General features: G+C 74.0%; 19 protein-coding genes. 7 read left to right on the top strand and 12 right to left on the bottom strand.

The annotated features are described in order from the left end of the window. Window positions 1-120: 120 nt before the first annotated feature. Entirely contained in the window at window positions 121-582 is a 462-nt protein-coding gene (locus ACWDD9_RS31115; RefSeq protein ID WP_449813397.1) for an N-acetyltransferase family protein, read from the bottom strand. A gap of 99 nt (window positions 583-681) precedes the next feature. Further along, window positions 682-1,473, bottom strand: a complete 792-nt coding sequence (locus ACWDD9_RS31110) for a VOC family protein (protein ID WP_449813396.1) — start codon at window positions 1,471-1,473, stop codon at window positions 682-684. A gap of 191 nt (window positions 1,474-1,664) precedes the next feature. On the opposite strand from ACWDD9_RS31110, the gene recD2 reads away from it, so the two are divergent. The 3 genes from recD2 to ACWDD9_RS31095 all read left to right on the top strand — a co-directional run bounded on the left by recD2 (window position 1,665) and on the right by ACWDD9_RS31095 (window position 6,693). After that, window positions 1,665-3,902 (top strand): SF1B family DNA helicase RecD2, encoded by a 2,238-nt coding sequence (gene recD2, locus ACWDD9_RS31105; protein WP_449813395.1) that lies wholly within the window; start codon window positions 1,665-1,667, stop codon window positions 3,900-3,902. 225 nt (window positions 3,903-4,127) lie between these two features. Then, complete coding sequence (locus ACWDD9_RS31100; RefSeq protein WP_049651143.1) at window positions 4,128-5,417, top strand: citrate synthase; 1,290 nt, start codon at window positions 4,128-4,130, stop codon at window positions 5,415-5,417. Window positions 5,418-5,973: 556 nt separating this feature from the next. Further along, window positions 5,974-6,693, top strand: a complete 720-nt coding sequence (locus ACWDD9_RS31095; RefSeq protein ID WP_049651142.1) for an SDR family NAD(P)-dependent oxidoreductase — start codon at window positions 5,974-5,976, stop codon at window positions 6,691-6,693. A gap of 93 nt (window positions 6,694-6,786) precedes the next feature. On the opposite strand, the gene ACWDD9_RS31090 is transcribed toward ACWDD9_RS31095, so the two are convergent. Next, window positions 6,787-9,033 carry a heavy metal translocating P-type ATPase gene (locus tag ACWDD9_RS31090; protein ID WP_449813394.1) on the bottom strand — a complete coding sequence of 749 codons (2,247 nt, stop codon included), beginning with the start codon at window positions 9,031-9,033 and terminating at the stop codon, window positions 6,787-6,789. Window positions 9,034-9,098: 65 nt separating this feature from the next. Further along, window positions 9,099-9,317, bottom strand: coding sequence for a heavy-metal-associated domain-containing protein (locus tag ACWDD9_RS31085; RefSeq protein WP_049651134.1), 219 nt, complete (start codon window positions 9,315-9,317; stop codon window positions 9,099-9,101). 192 nt (window positions 9,318-9,509) lie between these two features. On the opposite strand from ACWDD9_RS31085, the gene ACWDD9_RS31080 reads away from it, so the two are divergent. Beyond that, window positions 9,510-10,682, top strand: coding sequence for a PP2C family protein-serine/threonine phosphatase (locus ACWDD9_RS31080; RefSeq protein ID WP_053112039.1), 1,173 nt, complete (start codon window positions 9,510-9,512; stop codon window positions 10,680-10,682). Between the two features lie 366 nt (window positions 10,683-11,048). Here the strand turns inward: ACWDD9_RS31080 and dhaL are convergent, their stop codons facing one another. Both dhaL and dhaK read right to left on the bottom strand, forming a co-directional pair. Further along, window positions 11,049-11,675 carry a dihydroxyacetone kinase subunit DhaL gene (dhaL, locus tag ACWDD9_RS31075; RefSeq protein WP_449813393.1) on the bottom strand — a complete coding sequence of 209 codons (627 nt, stop codon included), beginning with the start codon at window positions 11,673-11,675 and terminating at the stop codon, window positions 11,049-11,051. Between the two features lie 12 nt (window positions 11,676-11,687). Further along, window positions 11,688-12,683: a dihydroxyacetone kinase subunit DhaK gene (gene dhaK / locus ACWDD9_RS31070; protein WP_049659693.1), complete on the bottom strand. Its 996-nt coding sequence runs from the start codon at window positions 12,681-12,683 to the stop codon at window positions 11,688-11,690. Between the two features lie 166 nt (window positions 12,684-12,849). On the opposite strand from dhaK, the gene dhaM reads away from it, so the two are divergent. Continuing rightward, entirely contained in the window at window positions 12,850-13,242 is a 393-nt protein-coding gene (gene dhaM, locus ACWDD9_RS31065) for a dihydroxyacetone kinase phosphoryl donor subunit DhaM (protein WP_049659695.1), read from the top strand. A 36-nt stretch (window positions 13,243-13,278) separates the two neighbouring features. Here the strand turns inward: dhaM and ACWDD9_RS31060 are convergent, their stop codons facing one another. Continuing rightward, window positions 13,279-14,991, bottom strand: a complete 1,713-nt coding sequence (locus ACWDD9_RS31060) for a bifunctional 3'-5' exonuclease/DNA polymerase (protein WP_449813392.1) — start codon at window positions 14,989-14,991, stop codon at window positions 13,279-13,281. A gap of 206 nt (window positions 14,992-15,197) precedes the next feature. Between ACWDD9_RS31060 and ACWDD9_RS31055 the strand changes: the two genes are divergently transcribed. Beyond that, on the top strand, window positions 15,198-17,222 hold the full coding sequence (locus ACWDD9_RS31055) for a M3 family metallopeptidase (RefSeq protein WP_449813391.1): 2,025 nt from the start codon (window positions 15,198-15,200) through the stop codon (window positions 17,220-17,222). Window positions 17,223-17,231: 9 nt separating this feature from the next. Here ACWDD9_RS31055 and ACWDD9_RS31050 read toward each other — a convergent pair whose 3' ends face one another. Further along, window positions 17,232-18,689, bottom strand: a complete 1,458-nt coding sequence (locus ACWDD9_RS31050; RefSeq protein WP_449813390.1) for a cellulase family glycosylhydrolase — start codon at window positions 18,687-18,689, stop codon at window positions 17,232-17,234. 87 nt (window positions 18,690-18,776) lie between these two features. Continuing rightward, window positions 18,777-19,400 (bottom strand): TetR family transcriptional regulator, encoded by a 624-nt coding sequence (locus ACWDD9_RS31045; RefSeq protein WP_049655722.1) that lies wholly within the window; start codon window positions 19,398-19,400, stop codon window positions 18,777-18,779. 125 nt (window positions 19,401-19,525) lie between these two features. On the opposite strand from ACWDD9_RS31045, the gene ACWDD9_RS31040 reads away from it, so the two are divergent. Further along, window positions 19,526-20,752, top strand: coding sequence for an acyl-CoA dehydrogenase family protein (locus ACWDD9_RS31040; protein WP_049655719.1), 1,227 nt, complete (start codon window positions 19,526-19,528; stop codon window positions 20,750-20,752). Between the two features lie 52 nt (window positions 20,753-20,804). Here the strand turns inward: ACWDD9_RS31040 and ACWDD9_RS31035 are convergent, their stop codons facing one another. The 3 genes from ACWDD9_RS31035 to ACWDD9_RS31025 all read right to left on the bottom strand — a co-directional run bounded on the left by ACWDD9_RS31035 (window position 20,805) and on the right by ACWDD9_RS31025 (window position 23,091). Beyond that, window positions 20,805-21,422: a hypothetical protein gene (locus tag ACWDD9_RS31035; protein WP_449813389.1), complete on the bottom strand. Its 618-nt coding sequence runs from the start codon at window positions 21,420-21,422 to the stop codon at window positions 20,805-20,807. A gap of 134 nt (window positions 21,423-21,556) precedes the next feature. Then, window positions 21,557-22,366, bottom strand: a complete 810-nt coding sequence (locus ACWDD9_RS31030) for an enoyl-CoA hydratase/isomerase family protein (protein ID WP_449813388.1) — start codon at window positions 22,364-22,366, stop codon at window positions 21,557-21,559. Window positions 22,367-22,401: 35 nt separating this feature from the next. After that, the gene (locus ACWDD9_RS31025) at window positions 22,402-23,091 is read right to left on the bottom strand and encodes a TetR family transcriptional regulator (RefSeq protein WP_241853153.1); all 690 of its coding nucleotides are present in this window, start codon (window positions 23,089-23,091) and stop codon (window positions 22,402-22,404) included. Between the last annotated feature and the right edge of the window lie 134 nt (window positions 23,092-23,225).

Here is a 23,225-nt window from a genome sequence, read left to right as displayed (position 1 = left end):
ATGGTACTGCAGGGGGGACCCTGTGGGAGAGTAGGACGCCGCCGAACAATTCTTCAGAAGAACCCCCATCCGGGTCCCGGATGGGGGTTCTTCGCGTTTTCCGGGCTTTTGAGCGCGTTCTCAGAGCTTGAGCTTGAACCCGACGTGCGAGGCCACGAATCCCAGCCGCTCGTAGAAGCGGTGTGCGTCCGTGCGCGTCGCGTCGGAGGTCAGCTGGACGAGGTCGGCGCCGAGTTCGCGGGAGCGGTCGACGGCCCACCGGATCAGTTCGGTGCCCAGGCCGCTGCCGCGTTCGTCGGCGTGGATGCGGACGCCCTCGACGATCGTGCGGGTGGCGCCGGCCCGGGAGAGGCCGGGGACGACGGTGAGTTGGAGGGTGCCGACGGTGCGGCCGGCCCGGTCGGCGACGATCAGGTGCTGGTGCGGGTCGCCGTCGATGCGGGCGAAGGCGGTGCGGTAGGGGGTGAGGTCGTCGGGGCTCTCACGGGTGGCGCCCAGCGGGTCGTCGGCGAGCATGGCCACGATCGCCGGCAGGTCGTCGGCGGTGGCCCGCCGGATCGTCAGAACAGCCGTTTCAGTCATGATCAGAGACTAGAGGCCCCTGTCTGGCGCACCGCGCCTTGTCTACGCCCGTAGCACCCCTTCCCGGGCCTTCTGAAGGGCCGTGGGACCCTCTCGGCGTCAGTCCCCGGGCTTGGCACTGGTGATGACGGCGAAGACGGCGCCGTGCGGGTCGACCAGCTGGGCCAGGCGGCCGACGCCGTGCACGTCCATGGCCGGGATCCGTACGGTCGCGCCGAGGGTGTCGGCGATGGCGAGGCTGGCGTCGGCGTTGGGGACCTCGAAGTAGGGGAGCCAGTGCGAAGTGGTGCCGCGCGCGGTGTGTTCGGGGTCGAGCTGCATGATCCCGCCGTGGGCGTCGTCGCTGCCGCCGCCGGCCGGGGTGAGGACGGTGTACATCACCTCGCCGAGCGGGACGTCCTGCTCCTGCCAGTCGAAGACGGAGCGGTAGAAGGACTTGTCGAGTTCGGCGTCGACGCTGTAGCACTCGGCCCAGCAGAGGCTGCCCTCCTCGGTGACGACGTCCAGGCCGCGGGTGTCGTGCGGCTGCCAGACGGCGAAGTCGGCGCCGGTCGGGTCGGTGTAGGCGGCCATCCGGCCCGCGGTGAAGACGTCGAAGGGGGCGAACCGGACGCGGCCGCCGGCCTGTTCGACCAGCGCGGTGGTGCGGTCGGCGTCCTCGGTGGCGAAGTAGAGCGTCCAGCCGGGCGGGGTGCCCTCCTCGGCGAGCGGGCCCAGGGCGGCGACGGTCCGGCCGTCGAGCTGGAAGAAGCCGTAGCCGCCGGCCTCGGGGCCGGCCGAGTCGAAGGTCCAGCCGAACAGCGCGGTGTAGAAGTCGACGGACGCGCGGGTGTCGGGGCTGCTCAGGTCGAGCCAGTCCGGGGAACCGGGGCGGAAGTCGGTGTTGAGCATGGCGGCACTGCTCCTCGGACGGGGCCCGGGCGGGCGCGGTCGACGGCGGTCCCCCTCGGTCCCTCCCAGCCTGGCACCTCGGCCGGGGCGGTGCACGGCAGCGGCCGCCGCACCGGCGGGGGCGGGGTGTCGGGGCGGGGCGGTACGGTGCGTAGCGGAATCGTCCACCCGTACCGGTCGAAGGGGGTCCGGTGAGCAAGCAGGCGGCGCAGTCCGGGCAGCAGGTGCCGCGCCAGCTCGCGCAGGTCGAGGGCGTGCTGGAGCGGATCACCTACGCCAACGAGGAGACCGGCTACACGGTGGCCCGGGTGGACATCGGCCGGGGCGCGAACGACCTGCTGACGGTGGTGGGCGCGCTGCTGGGGGCGCAGGTCGGCGAGTCGCTGCGGCTGCACGGGCGGTGGGGCTCGCACCCGCAGTACGGGCGGCAGTTCACGGTGGAGAACTACACCACGGTGCTGCCCGCCACGATCCAGGGGATCCAGCGGTACCTGGGCTCGGGGCTGATCAAGGGGATCGGGCCGCGGTTCGCCGAGCGGATCGTGGAGCGCTTCGGGGCGGACACCCTGGAGGTGATCGAGAACGAGCCGGGCCGGCTGATCGAGGTGCCGGGGCTGGGGCCCAAGCGGACCAAGAAGATCGCCGCGGCCTGGGAGGAGCAGAAGGCCATCAAGGAGGTGATGGTCTTCCTGCAGGGGGTCGGGGTGTCCACCTCGTTGGCTGTGCGAATCTACAAGCAGTACGGCGACGGTTCGATCGGTGTGGTGCGGAACGAGCCGTACCGGCTGGCCTCGGACGTGTGGGGCATCGGCTTCCTGACGGCGGACCGGATCGCCCAGGCGGTGGGGATCCCGCACGACAGCCCGGAGCGGGTGAAGGCCGGCCTGCAGTACGCGCTGTCGCAGAGCACCGACCAGGGGCACTGCTTCCTGCCGGAGGAGCGGCTGATCGCGGACGGCGTGAAGCTGTTGCAGGTGGACGTCGGGCTGGTGATCGACTGCCTGGCGGAGCTGGTGGCGGCCGAGGGCGTGGTGCGCGAGGCGGTCCCGGGGGAGGGCGGCGAGCCGGTCACCGCGGTGTACCTGGTGCCGTTCCACCGGGCGGAGATCTCGCTGGCCAACCAGCTGGTGCGGCTGCTGCGTTCGGACGCGGACCGGATGCCGTGGTTCGGGAACGTGGACTGGCCGGTGGCCCTGGACTGGCTGGCGAAGCGGACCGGGGCCGAACTGGCGCCGGAGCAGGAGGAGTCGGTCCGGCTGGCGCTGACCGAGAAGGTCGCGGTGCTGACGGGCGGTCCGGGCTGCGGCAAGTCGTTCACGGTGAAGTCGATCGTGACGCTGGCGCTGGCGAAGCGGGCCAAGGTGGTGCTGGCGGCGCCGACCGGCCGGGCGGCGAAGCGGCTGGCGGAGCTGACCGGGGTGGAGGCCTCGACGGTGCACCGGCTGCTGGAGCTGAAGCCGGGCGGGGACGCCGCGTACGACCGGGACCGGCCGCTGGACGCGGACCTGGTGGTGGTCGACGAGGCCTCGATGCTGGACCTGATCCTGGCGAACAAGCTGGTCAAGGCGGTGCCGCCGGGCGCTCACCTGCTGTTCGTGGGGGACGTGGACCAGCTGCCCTCGGTGGGTGCCGGGGAGGTGCTGCGGGACCTGCTGGCGGAGGGCGGGCCGATCCCGTCGGTGCGGCTGACCAGGATCTTCCGGCAGGCGCAGCAGTCCGGCGTGGTGACCAACGCGCACCGGATCAACGAGGGCAGGCCGCCGCTGACGGACGGGCTGGCGGACTTCTTCCTGTTCGCCGAGGACGACGCGGAGCGGGCGGCCGGGCTCACGGTGGACGTGGTGGCGCGCCGGATCCCGCAGAAGTTCGGCTTCGACCCGCGCCGGGACGTGCAGGTGCTGGCGCCGATGCACCGCGGCCCGGCCGGCGCGGGGAACCTGAACACCCTGCTCCAGGCGGCGGTGACGCCGGCCCGGGAGGGGCTGGCCGAACGCCGGTTCGGCGGCCGGACGTTCCGGGTGGGGGACAAGGTCACCCAGATCCGCAACAACTACGACAAGGGGCGGAACGGCGTCTTCAACGGCACAGTGGGAGTGGTGACCGCGCTGAGCGTGGACGACCAGCGGCTGACGGTGCTCACCGACGAGGACGAGGAGGTGGCGTACGACTTCGACGAACTGGACGAGCTGGCCCACGCGTACGCGGTGACGATCCACCGCTCGCAGGGGAGCGAGTACCCGGTCGTGGTGATTCCGGTCACCATGTCCGCTTGGACGATGCTCCAGCGGAACCTGCTCTACACCGCTGTGACCAGGGCACGGAAACTCGTGGTGCTGGTGGGGTCACGCAAGGCGATCGGACAGGCCGTCCGGGCCGTCAGTGCAGGTCGGAGGCATACCGGACTCGACCATCGGCTCGCAGCTGGATGATTATCCAACGGGATGGTTGCCTCTAATGTTCTCTTGACGTGAAGAGATTTACGGCAGAGCCTAGGGTGGTGCCGATCTTGTCCGGTTCGTACCGGCTGCGGCAGCAGGTTTTGTAGGGGCGGGCCCTTTCGGGCCACCCCGGGTGCGCGACTGTCCTCCGGATGGGGGATGGTAGAGACAGTCAGGGCACCTTGGAAGAGGATTCATTTCGTCGGTGAGGAAGACGTGAGCGACAACTCGGTAGTACTGCGGTACCAGGACGGCGAGTACGAGTACCCCGTCGTCGAGAGCACTGCGGGCAACGCCGGCTTCGACATCTCGAAGCTGCTCCCGCAGACCGGCCTGGTCACCCTGGACAACGGCTTCGGTAACACCGCCGCGTACAAGTCCGCGATCACCTTCGTGGACGGCGACAACGGCATCCTGCGGTACCGCGGCTACCCGATCGAGCAGCTCGCCTCCGATGGCGGGTTCATCGAGACCGCGTACCTCCTGATCAACGGCGAGCTGCCCAACGCGGACCAGCTGGCCGAGTTCAACCGCGAGATCACCCAGCACACCCTGCTGCACGAGGACGTCAAGCGCTTCTTCCAGGGCTTCCCGCGGGACGCCCACCCGATGGCCATGCTGTCCTCGGTCGTCGGCGCGCTGTCCACGTTCTACCCGGAGAGCCACAACCCGTTCGACGCGGCCCAGCGCCACCTGTCGACGGTCCGCCTGCTCGCCAAGCTGCCGACGATCGCCGCGTACGCGTACAAGAAGGCGATGGGCCAGCCCTTCGTCTACCCGCGCAACGACCTGAGCTACGTCGAGAACTTCCTGCGGATGACCTTCGCCGTCCCCGCCGAGGACTACGAGCTCAACCCGGTCGTCGTCAACGCGCTGGACAAGCTGCTCATCCTGCACGCGGACCACGAGCAGAACTGCTCGACCTCCACCGTGCGCCTGGTCGGCTCCAGCCACGCCAACCTGTTCGCCTCGATCTCGGCCGGCATCTCGGCCCTGTGGGGCCCGCTGCACGGCGGCGCCAACCAGGCCGTGCTGGAGATGCTGGAGAGCATCCAGAAGGACGGCGGCGACGTCGACGCCTTCATCACGAAGGTGAAGAACAAGGAAGCCGGCGTCAAGCTGATGGGCTTCGGCCACCGGGTCTACAAGGCGTTCGACCCGCGTGCCGCCCAGGTCAAGCTGCTCGCGCACGAGGTCCTCGGCCAGCTCGGCAAGAGCGACGAGCTGCTGGACATCGCGCTCAAGCTGGAGGAGCACGCCCTCAAGGACGACTTCTTCATCTCGCGCAAGCTGTACCCGAACGTGGACTTCTACACCGGCCTGATCTACCGCGCCATGGGCTTCCCGACCAGCATGTTCACCGTGCTGTTCGCCCTCGGCCGGCTGCCGGGCTGGATCGCCCACTGGCACGAGATGATCAACGACCCGACCAGCCGGATCGGCCGTCCGCGCCAGATCTACACCGGCACCGCGATCCGCGACTACGTCCCGCTGGACGCCCGCTGACCGCAGCGGCGCCGACCACCGGCCCGCACGGAAGCTGAGAGGGGCCCGACCGCGAGAGCGGCCGGGCCCCTTCGCGTCCCGGTGGCGCGCCCGAGGGCCCGCGCGGGGACGGAACCGTACGGCGCACGACTCCGGGGTCGGCCGCAGCCGGGGACGGCCGCTCAAAGCGTCCCAGGCCCGCCAGAACCCCGGCGTCGTGCGCGAAGGCCGTCAGGGTCGACGACCGTCCCGGGGCCCGCCGGAGCCCCGTCGGCGACAGCCCGCTGGAAGCGCGGGGACACGTTGCCGTTCAGCGTGTCCCAGCCCACCGGAAAAACTGCCGCACTACCAACCTAAGACGTATCAGGGTGCGAGAAGTTACGCCCGGGGGGTGTGAGCTGCCTCTCGCCACGCTCCGTGTGCGCGTCGTACCACGCTCATATCACACCTTCGCTCGCGCCGGACGTCACCCTCCCCGCAGTCACGGCAACCGAGCGTGATAGGAATCGTGGCATTCCGGTACGGACCGTCGCGCACATTCGCCGCGCGACGGCGGAACTGGGGAGGGAGTGCGCAGATGGCCAGGAACGTCGTCGTCACCGGCGGTGGCACGGGAATCGGGTACGAGGTCGCGCGGCGGTTCGTCGAGGCCGGCGACCACGTGGTGATCGTGGGCCGCCGCCGGGAGGTCCTGGAGAAGGCCGCGGCCGGACTCGGGCCGAACGTCACCCCGCTGGTGTGCGACCTCGCCGACCCGGACGCCGTCGAGGCCGCGCTCGCCGACCTGCCCGAGCGGATCGACGTCCTGGTCAACAACGCCGGCAGCCGCGAGACCGTGGTCGGCGGCGGGCCGCACGCCCTGCTGGCGCGCTGGCGCGGCGACTTCGAGCGCAACGTGCTGACCGTGGTGCTGCTCACCGAGTCGGTCCGCGACCGGCTCACCCCGGGCTCCGGCCGGGTGGTCACCATCAGCTCCATCGCCGCCCTGCGCGGGGCCGGCTCGTTCGGCGCGGCGAAGGCCTCGCTGCACGCCTGGAACCACTTCCTGGCCGCCCAGTTGGGCACCTCGGGCATCACCGCCAACATCGTCGCGCCGGGTACCGTCGCGGGCACCGAGTTCTTCGGGCCGCGGCTGGACGAGGCCGAGGTCGCCCGCCGGGCCGCCCGCACCCTGCTCGGGCGGATCGGCGAGACCGGCGAGGTGGCGGCGGCGGTGTACTTCCTGGCCTCGCCCGAGGCCGGGTTCATCACCGGCGAGATCCTGCACTGCAACGGCGGCGAGCTGCTGGGGCGTTGAGCCCCGGCCCCGAACGCCCCGAACGCCCCGGGGCACCCCGTACGCGTCGAGGCCCCGGACCGACACCGGTCCGGGGCCTTCGCGTCGGCCGGCTCAGGCGGGCCGGAAGCGGCGCAGCCGCAGGCTGTTGGTGACCACGAAGACCGAGGAGAAGGCCATCGCGGCCCCCGCGACCATCGGGTTGAGCAGGCCGGCGACGGCCAGCGGGATCGCCGCCACGTTGTAGCCGAAGGCCCAGAACAGGTTGCCCTTGATGGTGGCCAGGGTGCGGCGGGAGAGCCGGATCGCGTCGGCCGCCGAGCGGAGGTCGCCGCGGACCAGGGTGAGGTCGCCGGCCTCGATGGCGGCGTCGGTACCGGTGCCCATGGCGAGGCCCAGGTCGGCCTGGGCGAGCGCGGCCGCGTCGTTGACGCCGTCGCCGACCATCGCGACGACCTTGCCCTCGGCCTGCAGCCGCTTGACGGTGGCGACCTTCTCCTCGGGGAGCACCTCGGCGAGCACGTGCTCCGGCGCGATGCCGACCTCGGCGGCGACGGCCTCGGCCACCGCCCGGTTGTCGCCGGTGAGCAGCACCGGGGTCAGGCCGAGCGCGCGCAGCCTGCCGACGGCCTCGGCGCTGGTCGGCCTGACCGCGTCGGCGACCTCCAGCACGGCCCGGGCCTCGCCGTCCCAGCCGACCGCGATCGCGGTGCGGCCGGCCGCCTCGGCGGCGGCCTTGGCGCGGGCCAGGGAGGGCGGCAGGTGCTGCGCGCGGTCGGCCAGCAGGGCCTCGCGCCCGGCGACCACCGCGCGCCCCGCCACGACCCCCTCCACGCCCCGCCCGGGCACGCTGCGGAAGTCCGCGACGGCCGGCAGGGCGCCGGCCTCGGCGGCGGCCTCGGCGACCGCCCGGGCGACCGGGTGCTCGGAGGCGTGCTCGACGGCGCCCGCCAGGCGCAGCGCCTCGGCCCGGTCCACGCCCTCCGCGGTGTGCACGGCGACCAGGGCCATCCGGCCGGTGGTGACGGTGCCGGTCTTGTCCAGGACGACGGTGTCCACCGTGCGGGTGGTCTCCAGCACCTCGGGGCCCTTGATCAGGATGCCCAGCTGGGCGCCGCGGCCGGTGCCGACCATGAGCGCGGTCGGGGTGGCCAGGCCCAGGGCGCACGGGCAGGCGATGATCAGCACGGCGACGGCCGCGGTGAAGGCCTCGGTGGAGCTGTCGGTGGCCAGCAGCCAGACCACCAGGGTGGCCAGGGCGATCAGGATGACGGCCGGGACGAAGACCGCGGAGATCCGGTCGGCCAGCCGCTGGGCGGCGGCCTTGCCGTTCTGGGCCTCCTCGACCAGCCGGGCCATCCGGGCCAGCCGGGTGTCCGCGCCGACCCGGGTGGCCTCGACCACCAGCCGGCCGCCCGCGTTGACGGTGGCGCCGGTGACGGCGTCGCCGACGGTGACCTCGACCGGGACGGACTCGCCGGTCAGCATCGAGGCGTCCACCGCCGAGGCGCCCTCGACCACCGTGCCGTCGGTGGCGATCTTCTCGCCGGGGCGGACCACGAAGCGGGTGCCGACCGTCAGCCGGTCCACCGGCAGCCGTACCTCGCGTCCCCCCTCCAGGACCGCGACGTCCTTGGCGCCGAGGTCGAGCAGGGCGTGCAGTGCGGCGCCGGCCCGGCGCTTGGAGCGGGCCTCCAGGTAGCGGCCGAGCAGGATCAGCACGGTGACGGCGGCGGCGGTCTCCAGGTAGAGCGTGGCCGAGGCGTCGGTGTCGCCGACCGAGAGCGAGAAGTCGTGGTGCGTCCCGGGCCGGCCGGCGTGGCCGCCGAACAGCGCCCAGCAGGACCAGCCGAAGGCGGCCAGGGTGCCGAGCGAGACCAGGGTGTCCATGGTCGCGGCGCCGTGCCGGAGGTTGGTCCAGGCGGCGCGGTGGAAGGGCAGGCCGCCGTAGACCACGACCGGGCCGGTGAGCGCGAAGGCCAGCCACTGCCAGTCGGTGAACTGGAGGGCCGGGACCATCGACAGCAGCACCACCGGGAGGGCGAGGACGGCGCTGGTCAGCAGCCGGTCGCGCAGGGGGTCGGCGGGCTCGGGCCGGGCGGAGCGTTCGGGGGCGGCCGGGGGCGGGGGGAGCTCGGCGGTGTAGCCGGTGCGCTCGACGGTGGCGATCAGGTCCTCGACCGTGGTGCCGGGGCCGAAGTCGACCCGGGCCCTCTCGGTGGCGAAGTTGACGGTGGCCTCGACGCCGTCCATCCGGTTGAGCTTCTTCTCGACCCGGGCCGCGCAGGAGGCGCAGGTCATCCCGCCGATCGACAGCTCGACCCGGTCCCGGGCCCCGAGGTCCGGGGTGGACGTGCTCATGCGGATCAGCTCCTCGGTGCGGGTGGCCGGCGGGGCGCCGCGGCGGCCCCGCCGTGCCGGGTGGTTCAGGCGCTGCGGCCGACCAGCTCGTAGCCGGCCTCGTCGATCGCGGCGCGCACCTGCTCGTCGTCCAACGGGGCGGCGGAGGAGATCGTCACGGTCCCGGCCGTGGCGTCGGCGGCGACCCCGGTGACCCCGGCCAGGGCGGAGACCTCCTCGCTGATCGCCTTCTCGCAGTGGCCGCAGCTCATGCCGGACACGGTGTAGGTGATGGTGCTGGACATCGGGGGCCTCCGGGAGGTCCGGGCGGCCCGGGTGTTCGCCCGGGGCGCGGCGCTGGCAACGACTCTTGTGACAACACCATACCCCTCCAGGGTATTCCGGGAGTGGTGGGGGTGGGGCGCCCGGATCGCCCGGGAACGCCGGGGGCCAGGGCCGGTCGGGCTTCCGCGGTGATCGTCCCTTATGTTCGGTATGTGTTTCCGCTCCGCCGCGCCCAGTCTCCCTCGGCTCCCACGGCAGCCGGACTGCCGCCGGACCGGCAGCGCGGCGCCCTGCTCGCCGCCGACCTCCAGGACGTGCCCTTCTGGCGGCGCGCCACCCCGGCGCTGATCGCCGTCCTGCTCGTCGGGCTCGCGGACTTCCTCTCCGGCAAGGACCGCTACCTGGCCCCGCTGATGACCGTGGTGCCGACCGTCGCGGCACTCACCCTGAAGCCCCGCGAGCTGCTGCTGGTCTGCTCGCTCGGGCTGCTCACGGTGTTCGGGCTCAGCCACCACGACGAGGTCGACAACATCAACGACGCCCGCTTCCTGTACGGGGCGATGGTCAGCTACGTCGTCCTGACGCTGTTCTCGGCCTGGGTCGCCAAGATCCGGATGCGGCGCGCGGCGGCCTTCGCGGCCGTCAGCTCCGTCGCCGAAGCCGCCCAGCGGGCGCTGCTGCAGCTGCCCGGGCCGACCGTCGGGCCGCTGCGGCTCGCGGTGCGGTACGTGTCGGCGGCGGACGCCTCACGGATCGGCGGGGACCTGTACTCCGTACTGGAGACGCCGCACGGCACCCGGGTCGCGGTTGGGGACGTCCGGGGCAAGGGACTGGCCGCCGTGCAGACCGCGGCCGTGGTCCTGGGCGCCTTCCGCGAGGCGGCGTACGACGAGGCCGGGCTGCGGGGCGTCGCGGCGCGGATCGAGGCCAGCGTCGAACGGCACGTGCCGGACGGGGAGTTCACCACGGCGCTGTTCGCGGAGTTCCGAACGCCCGGGGCGATGGAGCTGCTGCAGTACGGGCACGTGCCGCCGATCCGGGTGGACCACGAGGGGCGGGCGCACGTGCTGGACGCGCCCGACCCGTGGGTGCCGCTGGGGCTCGGCCGGCTGGCGGCGGGGGAGCCGACCACCTGGGCCCAGCCGTTCGGGGCGGAGGACGTGCTGGTGCTCTGCACGGACGGGGTGATCGAGGCGCGGCACCGGACGAGCGGGGAGTTCTACCCGCTGGCGGAGCGGGTCGGGCCGCTGGTGCGGGGGGCCGCGCGCTCGGAGGGGGAGCTGGAGACGGCGGTCGGGCGGGTGTACGCGGACCTGCTGGCGCACACGGGTGGGGAGTTGCGGGACGACGCGTTGTTGCTGCTGATCGTGCGGACGGATGGGTGAGGGGGCCCTGCGGGGGTCTTGTGTGGGGGTGGGCTCTCGGGAGGGTGGGGGGCCGGGGGTGGCTCCGGGGGTGGTCGCTCCGGGGGCTGGATGATTTTCAGACTGCCAACCCTGGAGGTGGGGCGTTCAGGCCGTTGGCAGTCTGAAAATCACCCGTCACGCCCCTCTCCGCGGCCACCCCCTGCGCCACCCCCTCCCGCAGCGCGTCCCTCTCGCGGGGGGAGGGGCGGGTGGGTGGGGATGGGGGAGGTGGCCTTGGTGCGGGTGGGTGGGGGTGGGGGAGGTGGCCCTGGTGCGGGAGGTGGGGGATGAGGCGGGTGGGGTGGGTGTGGGGGGAGGTGGGTGGGTGTGGGCGGTGGGTGGGGGTCAGGTGGTGGTGATGTCGGCGAGGGTGCGGAAGACGAGGGCGGTGGAGGTGGCGCCCGGGTCCTGGTGGCCGATGCTGCGTTCGCCGAGGTAGGAGGCGCGGCCCTTGCGGGCCTCGAGGGGGATGGTGTCGCGGGCGCCCTGTTCGGCGGCTTCGGCGGCCGCTGCGGCCGCTGTGGGGAGGTCGGCGCCGGTGGCGGCTGTGGTGCGGAAGGCGGCGACGGCTGGGGTCCAGGCGTCCACGATGGTTTTGTCGCCGGGGGCGGCTTTGCCGAGGAGGCGGATGGCGTCCAGGCCGGCGGACAGGGCCTCGGCGACGGCGGCCGGGTCGGCAGGGTCGGGCAGGGCGGCGCCGATGGCGCGGAAGGCCTTGCCGTAGAGCGGGCCGGAGGCGCCGCCGACCTTGGAGATGAGGGTGGTGCCGGTCTTGGTGAGGACGGCGCCGGGGCCGGCGGGCTGGAGGCCGTCCAGGGCGGTCAGGGCGGCGGCGAAGCCGCGTTGGAGGTTGCTGCCGTGGTCGCCGTCGCCGATCGCGGAGTCCAGGTCGGTGAGCCGGGCCCGCTCCTTCTCGACCGCTGCGGCGATCGCGCGGACCCAGGCCTCGGCCAGCGGGGTGTCGAAGTCCATCGTGCGTCCTCCTCAGGCCCGCTTGAGGGCGGGGGTGTCGACCGGGGCGTCCCAGAGTTCCAGCAGCTCGGCGTCGGCCTTGGTGAGGGTGAGCGAGAAGCCCGCCATGTCCAGGCTGGTGACGTAGTTGCCGACCAGGCTGCGGGCCACCGTGATGCCGCGCTCGGCGAGCCGGGCGGCGACCTCGCCGTAGACCACGTACAGCTCCAGCAGCGGGGTCGCGCCGAGGCCGTTGAGCAGGGCGATCACCTCGTCGCCCGGGGTCAGGTGGTGGTCGGTCAGGATGGTGTCGACGACCTCGGCGGCCAGCTCGCGGGCCGGGCGGAGCTTCTCGCGGCGGCGGCCGGGCTCGCCGTGGATGCCGACGCCGACCTCGATCTCGTCCTCGGGCAGGTCGAAGCCGGGCTTGCCGGCGGCCGGGACGGTGGCCGCGGTGAGCGCGACGGCGAAGGAGCGGGAGGCGGCGTTGACCCGCTCGCCCAGGGCGGCCACCTCGTCCAGCGGGGCGCCGCGCTCGGCCAGCGCGCCGGCGGTCTTCTCGACCAGGACGGTCGCGCCGGTGCCCCGGCGGCCGGCCGTCCAGGTGGAGTCCTCGACCGCGACGTCGTCGTTGACCAGGACGGTGCGGACCTCCAGGCCCTCCTCGGCGGCGAGTTCGGCGGCGAGCTCGAAGTTCATCACGTCGCCGGTGTAGTTCTTCACGACGAAGACCACGCCGGCGCCGGTCTCCACGGCCTTGGCGGCGGCCAGCATCTGGTCCGGGACGGGCGAGGTGAAGACCTCGCCGGGGCAGGCGGCGTCGAGCATGCCGGGGCCGACGAAGCCGCCGTGCAGCGGTTCGTGGCCGGAGCCGCCGCCGGAGATCAGCGCGACCTTCGGGCCGGCCGGGCGGGCGGCCCGGGTGATCACCCGGTTGGGGACGTCCACCGTCAGCTCCGGATGGGCGGCGGCGATCCCGGCCAGCGCGTCCTCCAGGACGCTCTCCGGGGTGTTGATCAGCTTCTTCAACGCTCTTCGCTCCCTTGGTGACCTGGGTGACCTGGGTGAGGACGCCACGGCCGGCGACGCCGTAGCCCCGACGCTACGCCAGACGGGGGTGGTGGGCACGGGGTGCGACACGCGGGATTCCGATCACTCTCCCGGAGTACCGGGTTCCGGCCGTAGGGTCGGCCGCATGAGTGAGAACGTGGGCATTGTTCTGGTCTCGCACAGCGCCCGGCTCGCGGAGGGGCTGCGCGAGCTGCTCGGCGAACTCGCCTCGGACGGCGTGCGGGTGGTCGTCGCGGGCGGCACCGAGGACGGCGGGCTCGGCACCAGCTACGACCTGATCGCCGGGGCGATCGCGCGGGCCGACGCCGGGGCGGGCGTGGTCGTGCTGCCGGACCTCGGCAGCTCGGTGCTCACCGCCGTCACGGTGCTGGAGGACGAGCCGCGCCCGGGCGTGCAGCTGGTGGACGCGCCGTTCGTGGAGGGCGCGGTGGCCGCCGCCGTCACCGCCTCGACCGGGGCGGGCCTGGCCGAGGTGGTCGCGGCGGCCGAGGACGCGCGCGGGTTCCGGAAGCTCTGACGGCCCGGTGTCCGGGCGTCGTCCAGTGCCTGCGGCTCACTTGGCGTCCGCGTAGCAGTCCACCACCGCCGTGCTGAGCGGGAAGCGCACCGGGGTGTCGCCGAACACCAGCCGGCGGGCCTCGTCGGCCGCCTCGGCGACGGCGGCGGCCACCTCGTCGGCGAGGTTGGCCGGGGTGTGCACGATCACCTCGTCGTGCTGGAAGAACACCAGGTGCGGGCGGTCCTCCGGGCCTGCGGCGGGCAGTTCGTTCAGTCGGCGGCGCAGGGCCGCGAGCAGGGCCAGCGCCCAGTCGGCGGCGCTGGCCTGGATGACGAAGTTGCGGGTGAAGCGGCCGCGGGCGCGGGCGGTGCGGCCGCCGGCCTCGCCCGCGCCCTCGCCCTCGGTGAGGTCGAGGAAGTCGGCGGAGGCCGGCGGGCAGACCCGGCCGAGCCGGGAGGCGACCACGCCGCCGTCCTCGCCGGTGCGGGCGGCGGCCTCGACGTAGCCCATCGCGGCCGGGTAGCGGCGGTGCAGGGTGTTCAGCAGCGGGCCGATGTCGCCGCTGGTCTGCCCGTACATGGCGCCGAGCAGGCCGAGCTTGGCCTTGTCCCGGTCGCCCTGGAAGGCCTGGGCGGCGAGCGCCTCGTACAGGTCGCCGCCGGCGGCGGTGCGGGCCAGCCCGGCGTCCTGGGAGAGCGCGGCGAGCACCCGGGGCTCCAGCTGGGCGGCGTCGGCGACGACCAGCAGCCAGCCCGGGTCGGCGACCACGGCGCGGCGCAGGATGCGCGGGATCTGCAGGGCGCCGCCGCCGCGGCTGGCCCAGCGGCCGGAGACCACGCCGCCGACCACGTACTCGGGCCGGAACCGGCCGCCGCGGGCCCAGGCGTCCTGCCAGGCCCAGCCGTGCGCGACGTGGATCCGGGACAGCTCCTTGTAGCGGACCAGCAGCTGCGCGGCCGGGTGGTCGACGCCCTTGAGCTCCCAGGAGCGGGTGGAGCCGAGCTGGATGCCCGCCTCGGCGAAGGCGCGCAGCACCTGGGTGTGCGAGTCGGGGTTGAACGGCTTGGCGCCGAGGGCCTGCTGGAGGTCGACGGCGAGCTCGGCGAGGACCCTGGGCTGGGTGCCGGGGACGGTCGGCCGGGGGCCGAGCAGTTCGGTCAGCAGCCGGTCGTGGACGTCGGCCCGCCAGGGCAGCCCGTCGTGGGCCGTCTCGGCGGCCACCAGGGCGCCGGCCGACTCGGCGGCGACCAGCAGCCGGAAGCGCTGCCGGGCGGCCGGGTCGGCGATGGCGGCGATCCGGCGCTGCTGTTCGGCGTGGACGGCGGCCACGGCCTCCAACGGGTCGGCGCCGGGCGGCAGTTGCAGCCGGTCGGGGGCGAACAGGGTGTCCTGGCCGTCGTCGGCGTCGGCCAGGCCGGGCTCGGGCAGGTCCGCCGGGACGGGCAGGTTCCGCAGCCGGGCCCAGGCGGCGCCGAGCGAGCGCGGCGCCCCGAACCGGCCCTCGTGCGCCAGCAGCAGCGCCTCGACCAGCCGCAGGTCGTGGCAGCGGGCGAGCCGGTCGGGCAGGCGCGGCAGCAGCGGGGCGTACCCGGAGTCGGCGGCGGCCCAGACCCAGCGCGGGTGGTCGGCGGCCTCCCGGGCGGCGACGGCGGTGGCGAGGTCGCGGACGGCCTCCGCCGGGCCGAGCGGCCGACCCGTGTCGTCCAGCGGCTGGAGCCGGCCGCCGGGGCCGTGCGGATCGGGCGCGATGGCGGTCCTGGGTGCCACGGGGGCTGCTCCTCTCCGGCGCGCGGTCGGGCGTGCGGGGACGGGTACGGGGACGCGGGCCCGCGGACGGGCACGCCGCGGCCCGCGACCGACGGGCCCGCGCGTCGACGTTAACGGGTGGGTACGACAACGGGCGGCACGCGGGCCCCGCGAGGGGCGGTAAAAGCACGTGGGCACGGCTCGGGACACGGCGTAGGGTTCGCGAAATGACCGTGAACCCGTTCTTCCAGGCCAGCCCGCTGGTCTACGAGCTCCCGCCGTTCGCCGAGATCCGCGAGGAGCACTACCTGCCCGCGTACGAGCGGGGGATGGCCGAGCAGCTGGCCGAGATCGCGGTGATCACCGCGGACCGGGGCCTGCCGACCTTCGAGAACACCCTGGTGGCCCTGGAGCGCTCCGGGGAGCTGCTGCGCCGGGTCGACGCGGTGTTCCGCAACCAGTCCTCCTCGGACACCACCGACGTGCTGGACGAGGTGGAGGCGAAGGTGAGCCCGCTGCTCGCCGCCCACCACGACGCGATCCACCTGGACCTCGCGCTGTTCGCCCGGATCGAGGCGCTGCACGAGGACCGCGCCGGGCTCGGCCTGGACCCGGAGTCGCTGCGCCTGCTGGAGCGCCGGTACACCGCCTTCGTGCGCTCCGGCGCCCGGCTGGGCGCGGCCGAGCAGGCCCGGCTGCGCGAGCTGAACGCCGAACTCGCCGCGCTCGGCACCACGTTCCAGCAGAACGTGAACGCCGCCACCCGGGCCGCCGCGCTGGTCCTGGACTCCGCCGAGGAGCTCGCCGGGCTGTCCGGGGGCGCGATCGCAGGGGCCGCCGAGAACGCCCGGGTGCTGGGCCACGACGGCCGGTACGTGCTGAGCCTGAAGAACACCTCCGGCCAGCCCGAGCTGGCCCAGCTCACCGACCGCGCGGTGCGCGAGCGGCTGCTGGCCGCCTCGCTCGGCCGGGGCGTCGAGGCCAACGGCCCGCTGGCGATCCGGATGGCCGGGCTGCGCGCCGAGCGGGCCGCGCTGCTCGGGTATCCGAGCCACGCCGCGTACGTGGTGGCGGACGAGACGGCCGGCACCGTCGAGGCGGTCTCCTCGCTGCTGGCCCGGCTGGTGGAGCCGGCGGTGGCCAACGCCCGCCGGGAGGCCGCCGAGCTGGCCAGGGCGGCCGCCGCGGACGGCATCACGGAGATCGCCGCGCACGACTGGGCGTACTACTCGGAGAAGGTCCGGCAGAGCTCCTACCAGGTGGACGCGGCCGTGCTGCGCCCGTACTTCGAGCTGGAGCGGGTGCTGCGGGACGGCGTGTTCTTCGCCGCGAACCTGGCGTACGGGGTGACCTTCACCGAGCGGCCGGAGCTGACGGCCCACCACCGGGACGCCCGGGTCTTCGAGGTGTTCGAGGAGGACGGCACCCCGCTGGGCCTGTTCATCGGCGACTTCCACGCCCGGGCGTCCAAGCGCGGCGGCGCCTGGATGGACGCGATGGTGGCCCAGTCCGGGCTGACCGGGCAGCGCCCGGTGGTGCTGAACAACCTCAACATCCCGCGCCCGGCGCCCGGCGAGCCGGTGCTGATGGACTGGGACGAGGTGCGCACGCTGTTCCACGAGTTCGGGCACGCGCTGCACGGGCTGTTCTCGGACGTGCGCTACCCGCTGTTCTCCGGCACCTCGGTGCCCCGGGACTTCGTCGAGTTCCCCTCGCAGGTCAACGAGATGTGGATGGTCCGGCCGGAGGTGCTGGCCAACTACGCCCGCCACCACGCGACCGGGGAGCCGCTGCCGGCCGAGCTGGTCGAGCGGATGACGGCGGCCGAGGGCTTCGGGCAGGGCTTCCGGACGGTGGAGTACCTGGCGGCCACGCTGCTGGACTGGGCGTGGCACACCGTGCCGCGCGGCGAGGAGGTCGCGGACGCCGAGGAGTTCGAGGCGCGGGCGCTCGCCGCGGCCGGGATCGCGGTGGACGCGATCCCGCCGCGCTACCGGACGACGTACTTCCAGCACATCTTCTCCAGCGGCTACAGCGCCGCGTACTACGCGTACATCTGGTCGGAGGTGCTGGACGCCGACACCGTGCAGTGGTTCGAGACCAACGGGCGCGCGGTGCGGGAGAGCGGTGAGCTGTTCCGGCGCGAGCTGCTGGCGCGCGGGTTCAGCCGGGACCCGCTGGAGTCCTTCCGCGCGGTGGTCGGCCGGGCTCCGGAGACCGGGCCGCTGCTGGCCCGCCGGGGGCTGGTCTGACCGTCACCGTCACGGTCGGGCCGCGGTGAGCGTGACCGTCACGGTTGTGCCCCGGCGGGTGTGCGGGAGCCGGACGCGGACGGTTCCCGCGCGCCCGCCGGTCGGCTGGTCGACCTCGACCCGGGCGCCGGCGGGGGAGACGGCGACCCGGGCCCCGTGCGGGAACGCGGCCGGGGGGAGCAGGAGTTCGCTGCCGCGCCCGGTGCCGTCGGCGTGCCAGCGGACGGTGGCGCCGTCGGCGCGGGCGTCGGTGCGGACGTCCGTGCCCGCGACGGCCACCGGGTACGGGCCGAAGGCGGGTTCGTCGCCGGGGGCGGGGCGCCCGGCCGGGTCGAGCGCGCAGTAGCCGCCGTTGCCCCGGCACCAGTACCACATCGTCCAGCCCTCGGCGAAGCCGTCCATCGCGGCGGTCTGACGGCGGACCAGCTCGGTGTTGCCCGGGGTGCGGGAGTCCGGTGGGCCCCACTCGCCGACCAGGACGGGCAGGCGGTGGGCGGCCGGGTAGCCGGTGATCGCGGCGGTGTACCGCTCCACGAAGCCGTCGGCGGGGTTCCAGTCGGCGCCGCCCTCGACCGCGGTGTCGTAGAAGTGCGGCGCGTAGCCGAGCCGGGCCGCGCCGGGGCGGGGGTCGGCGAAGCCGGGCAGGCTGGTGGGCACGCCCTGGCCGACCAGCACGGTCGGCTCGACGAACAGCCAGGCGCGGGAGTCGGCCCGGCGCACGGCGGCGATCAGGCGGCGGTACATGTCGGCCAGCCGGCCCTGCTCCAGGGCGGAGGCGGCGGCGGCCAGCACGGCCGGGTCGCTCGGGTCGCCGTCCACCGGGCCGAACGGCTCGTTGAACAGGTCGTAGCCCAGCAGCGAGCGGTGGCCGCGCAGTTCGCGGGCGAGCCGGGTGTAGAAGTCGGCCTGCCAGGCGCGCAGGTCGGGGTCGTCGTAGAGGTGGCGGAAGGCGGCCTGGACGGCGGGCTGGAAGTAGCCGGCGAACCAGTCGTCCGGGTCCGGGGTGAACGGCAGGCCGTCGTCCCGGGTGGCCCAGACGGGGACGCCGTTGGTGCCGCCGCCGAACGCGGGCCCGTAGACGTCCTGGTGGAGGTCGACCAGGACCAGCAGGCCCAGCCGGTCGGCCCGGTCGAGGAGCCGCTGGACGCGGTGCAGTTCGGTGGGGTCGAGGCGGCCGCGCCGGGGTTCCAGCCTGGTCCAGGAGACCGGCAGCCGGACCAGGGTGAAGCCCTGGGCGGCGACGGAGTCGAGGTCGGCCGGGGTGGCCTCGGCGTACTTGTCGAGGTTGAAGCCGCGCAGGAGGAGCCGGCGGCCCTGGGCGTCGGTGAGGGCGGTGCGGCCGTCGGCGGCGGTGGCCGTTCCGGTGGGGAAGCGGTCCGGGGGGCCGTCGTGGGCCGAGGCCGGGACGGCGGTCAGGACGGCGGTGGCGGCGAGCAGCAGGGCGACGGCGGTGCGGCGCAGGCGCATCGGGGACCTCGCACGGCGGGGGGTGGGGTGGGGCCCGATGATGCCCGGACTTCCGTGCGCCGCACAAGAGTTCGGTCTACGGGGGACTCAGTCCGCGGCCGGTTCGGGCGCGGTCGGCAGGACGGCGGTCGGCCGGTCCGCGGCGGCGGCCAGCCGGCCCCAGAGCAGGTCGGCCAGCGCCTGCACCATCCGGGCGCGCGAGCAGGGTCTGGTCTCCAGCCACCAGTCCCCGGCGGCCAGCACCATCCCGGTGATGCCCCGGCCCCAGGCCTCGGCGAGCAGGTCGCGGTCGGCGCCGAGGTCGACCTGGCTCTGCACGGCCCGGGTGATCTCCTCGGCGATCTGCCGGAGCGCGGGGGCGAGGGCGTTGCCGGCGCCGCTCGGGTCGCCGGGCTCGGGGTGGGTGAGCAGCCGGTAGACCTGGGGGCGGGCCTCGATGCCGGCGAGGTAGGTGTCCAGGACGTGCTCGACCCGGTCGCGGCGCTCCAGCGGCTCGGCGAGGGCGGCCCGGACGGCGGCCAGCAGTCCGCCGGTGTGGCGCTCGGTCAGGGCTCTGATCAGGCCGTTCCGGTCGCCGAAGTGGCGGTAGAGGATCGGCTTGGTGATGCCGGCCTCGGCGGCGATGGCGTTCATGCTGGCGCCCGGCCCCTCGCGCTGGACGACCCGGTCGGCGGCGTTGAGCAGCTGCTCGCGGCGGGGCTCTCGGGACATGCGCTGCTCCTCGGAGTTGGGGTCTGTCTGGGCGTTGACACCGGTTACCAATCAGTAGCAGACTCCGACGATGTTACCCGAGGTAACACCCCGGTCGGCCGCACACGTCTTCGGAGGCACGCACCATGAGCAGCACGTTCTCGCTGGACCCGGGCGCGGACCAGCTCGCCGTACGCGACTGGCTGCACGGCTTCGCCGCCGACGTGATGCGCCCCGCCGCGGCCGAGTGGGACGAGCGCGAGGAGACCCCCTGGCCGGTCATCCAGGAGGCCGCCAAGCTCGGCATCTACTCGCTGGACTTCTACGCCCAGCAGTACTTCGACCCCTCCGGCGTCGGCATCCCGATCGCCATGGAGGAGCTGTTCTGGGGCGACGCGGGCATCGGGCTGTCCATCGTCGGCACCACCCTGGCCGCCGTCGCGGTGCTGGCCAACGGCACCGACGAGCAGATCGGCACCTGGACCCCGCAGATGTTCGGCACCCCGGAGGACGTCAAGGTGGCCGCCTTCTGCTCCTCCGAGCCGGACGCCGGCTCCGACGTCTCGGCGCTGCGCACCCGGGCGGTGTACGACGAGGCCAAGGACGAATGGGTGCTCACCGGCACCAAGACCTGGGCCACCAACGGCGGGATCGCCGCCGTCCACGTGGTGGTCGCCACCGTCGACCCGGAGCTCGGCGCCAAGGGCCAGGCCTCCTTCGTCGTCCCGCCGGGCACCCCGGGGCTGAGCCAGGGCCAGAAGTTCAAGAAGCACGGCATCCGCGCCTCGCATACCGCCGAGGTGGTGCTGGACGGCGTCCGGGTGCCCGGCAGCTGCCTGCTCGGCGGCAAGGAGAAGCTGGACGAGCGCCTCGCCCGGGCCCGCGAGGGCGTCAAGCGCCCCGGCGGCAGGGGCAACGCGGCGATGGCCACCTTCGAGGCCTCCCGTCCGGCCGTCGGCGCGCAGGCGATCGGCATCGCCCGGGCCGCGTACGAGGTGGCGCTGGACTACGCGAGGACCCGGGAGCAGTTCGGCCGGCCGATCATCGACAACCAGGGCGTGGCCTTCCAGCTCGCCGACATGAGGACCCGGATCGACGCGGCCCGGCTGCTGGTGTGGCGGGCCTCCTGGATGGCGGTCAACAACCAGCCGTTCACGGCGGCCGAGGGCTCGATGTCCAAGCTGTACGCGGGCGAGACCGCCAAGTACGTGACCGCGCAGGCGATGCAGATCCTCGGCGGCAACGGCTTCACCCGGGAGTACCCGGTGGAGCGGATGCACCGGGACAGCGCGATCTACTCGATCTTCGAGGGGACCAGCGAGATCCAGCGGCTGGTGATCGCCCGGGCGATCTCGGGGGTGCCGATCCGCTGACCGGTCGCCGTGGTCGCCCTGGCCGGTGGGCGGCCCGAGAGCGGGTGGCCCGTCAGCGGGCGGCCCAGAAGGTGAGGCCGGCGGCGAGCGCGCCCACCACCGCGCCGACGGCCGTCTGCGCGGCGGTGTGGTCCCGCAGCACCACCCGGGACCACCCGATCAGCGGGACCAGCGCGCCGAGCAGCAGCCAGAGCGGGCCGAGCGCGATGGCGAGGCAGACCACCGCGCCGGTGGCCACGGCGGTGTGCACGGAGACCTTCCACCAGACGGTGATCACCAGGATCGGGACCAGCGAGGCGAACATCGCCAGCACCAGCGCGGTCAGGTCGGCCGGGGCGTCCAGTCCGATCATCACCGCGAAGCTGAGCAGCACCGAGCCCATGATGAGCGGGAAGAGGGTCAGCCGGCGCTGCCGCCGGCCGACGTGACGGTCCGCCACGGTGCCCTTGCGCATGCCGTGGCCGATGATCAGGGTCGGGACGACGGCGGCGAACAGGGCGGCGAACAGCGCCCAGCCGATGCCCGCCCAGCCGTAGCGGAGGCCGCCCAGCAGCGGGAGCAGCACGAGGATCACGTTCTTCGGCTCCAGGCCGTCGGTGATCCGGCGGGCCAGGGCCGTCCGGCGGGTGGGGGCGGGCGGGGCGGGCACGGCCTGGGCCTCGGTCGTCATCGGGGTGGGTGCTCCGGGGGCGGGAAGGGGTGGACGGGTTCCGGCCGGATGATCGTACGGGTGCTGCTGCGACCCCTTCCGCCGGGCCCGCACCGTTCCCGCGTGGAAGCGTTCCCGCTCGGACCCGTTCCCGTTCAGAACCGGGCGGGCCGGCCCTCCAGGAAGGCGGCCAGGCCCTCGCGGACGTCCGAGCCCTCCCGGGCGCGGAGCAGCCAGGGGGCCAGGACCTCGTCGGCCCGCTCGGGTGGGGCGTCCAGGACGGCCTTGGCCGCGCCGACGGTCTGGGCGGAGCGACGGGTCAGCAGCCGGGCGAAGTCCAGGGCGGCGGCGTCCAGTTCGGCGTCCAGCAGGACGCGTTCGGCCAGGCCGAGCGGCAGCGCGTCCCGGCCGGCCACCAACTCGCCGGAGAACAGCAGGTACTTGGCCCGGGCCGGGCCGATCAGCCGGGCCAGCCGTACGGTCGGCACCGCCGGGTAGACCACGCCGAGCTTGGCCGGGGTGATCCCGAGCCGGGCGTCCTCGGCGACGAACCGCAGGTCGCAGGCGACGGCCAGTTGGCAGCCGCCGCCGACGCAGGCGCCGTGCACCACGGCGAGGGTCGGGTGCGGGAAGGCCGCCAGCGCCTCCTCGGCGGCGACGTTGGTCGCGTGGTAGGCCTCCGCGCGGTCCGGATCGCCGTACACCTCGGAGAGTTCGGCGATGTCCGCGCCCGCGCTGAAGGTGTTGCCGGCGCCGGTGAGCAGCAGGACGCGCACGCTCGGGTGGCCGGCCAGCTGCTCCAGCACCTTGGGCAGCGCCTGCCAGACCGCCAGGGTCACCGCGTTGCGGCGGTGCGGGCGGGCGAACTCCAGGACGGCGACGCCGTCCTCGCCGACGTACGCGTTGAGGCCCTCGGCCTGCGCGGGCAGGGCGGAGCGGTCCCGCGTGAGCAGCGGCTGGTCCATGCGCACCTCCGGTCGGTCGTGGTGCGCCAACTCTCTCAGGCGGCGCGGGTGCAGTAGTCGCCGAGGCCGTGCTCGAGCAGGGCGAAGGCGCGGCGGGCCTCCTCCAGGACGGCGGGCAGGGCGTCGGCGGCGCGCTCGCCGGCCAGCATCCGCCGGTGGTTGGCGGCGATCAGCGCGACCCGGACGGCGAGCAGCTGGGCGGTGGCGACCCGGGCGGTCAGTTCGTCGTGGGCCGGGTCCTGGGCGAGCAGTTCGGCGGCGAGCGCGGCGTGCGCCAGCCGGTCGAAGCCGTGGGTGGCGCGGGCGGTCAGCGCGGGGGTGCGGTGGATCAGCCGGACCACGTCGAGCACGATCCGGTCGTCGTTCAGCCCGGCGGCCGGGTCGAAGCGCTCCAGTGCGGCGAGGAACTGCTCGCGCAGCGCCGTCACCGCCGAGGTGCCCGGGGCGCGGTCGCGCACCGCCTGGGCCGGCTCGTCGAGGTGCTGCTCCATCGGGCCCATGACCAGGTCTTCCTTGGTGGGGAAGTAGTTGAAGACGGTCATCTTGGACACCTCGGCGGCGGCGGCGATCTCCGCGACCGAGACCTGGTCGAAGCCGCGCTCGGTGAACAGCGCGACGGCCGTGCGGAAGATCCGCATGCCGGTCTGGAACTTCTTGCGCTCGCGCAGCGGGAGGGCGTCGAGGTCGACGTCGGGGCCGAAGTCCTGTGCGGGTCGCATCGCCATGGGGGGACTGTACCAGGATCAAATGTTGACCTGGCAGAAAGATTGGTTGAGATGAAGAATTGACCGAGTCCAAAAACGCTGCGATGGTGAGGGCGTGCCGCCGGCCGCCCCGGCCCCGGCGTGAACCCGACGGA

The sequence above is a fragment of the Kitasatospora sp. NPDC001119 genome, from assembly GCF_053598475.1.
Note: the sequence above shows the minus strand (reverse complement) of the source record. Positions and strands in the feature narration are given on the sequence as shown.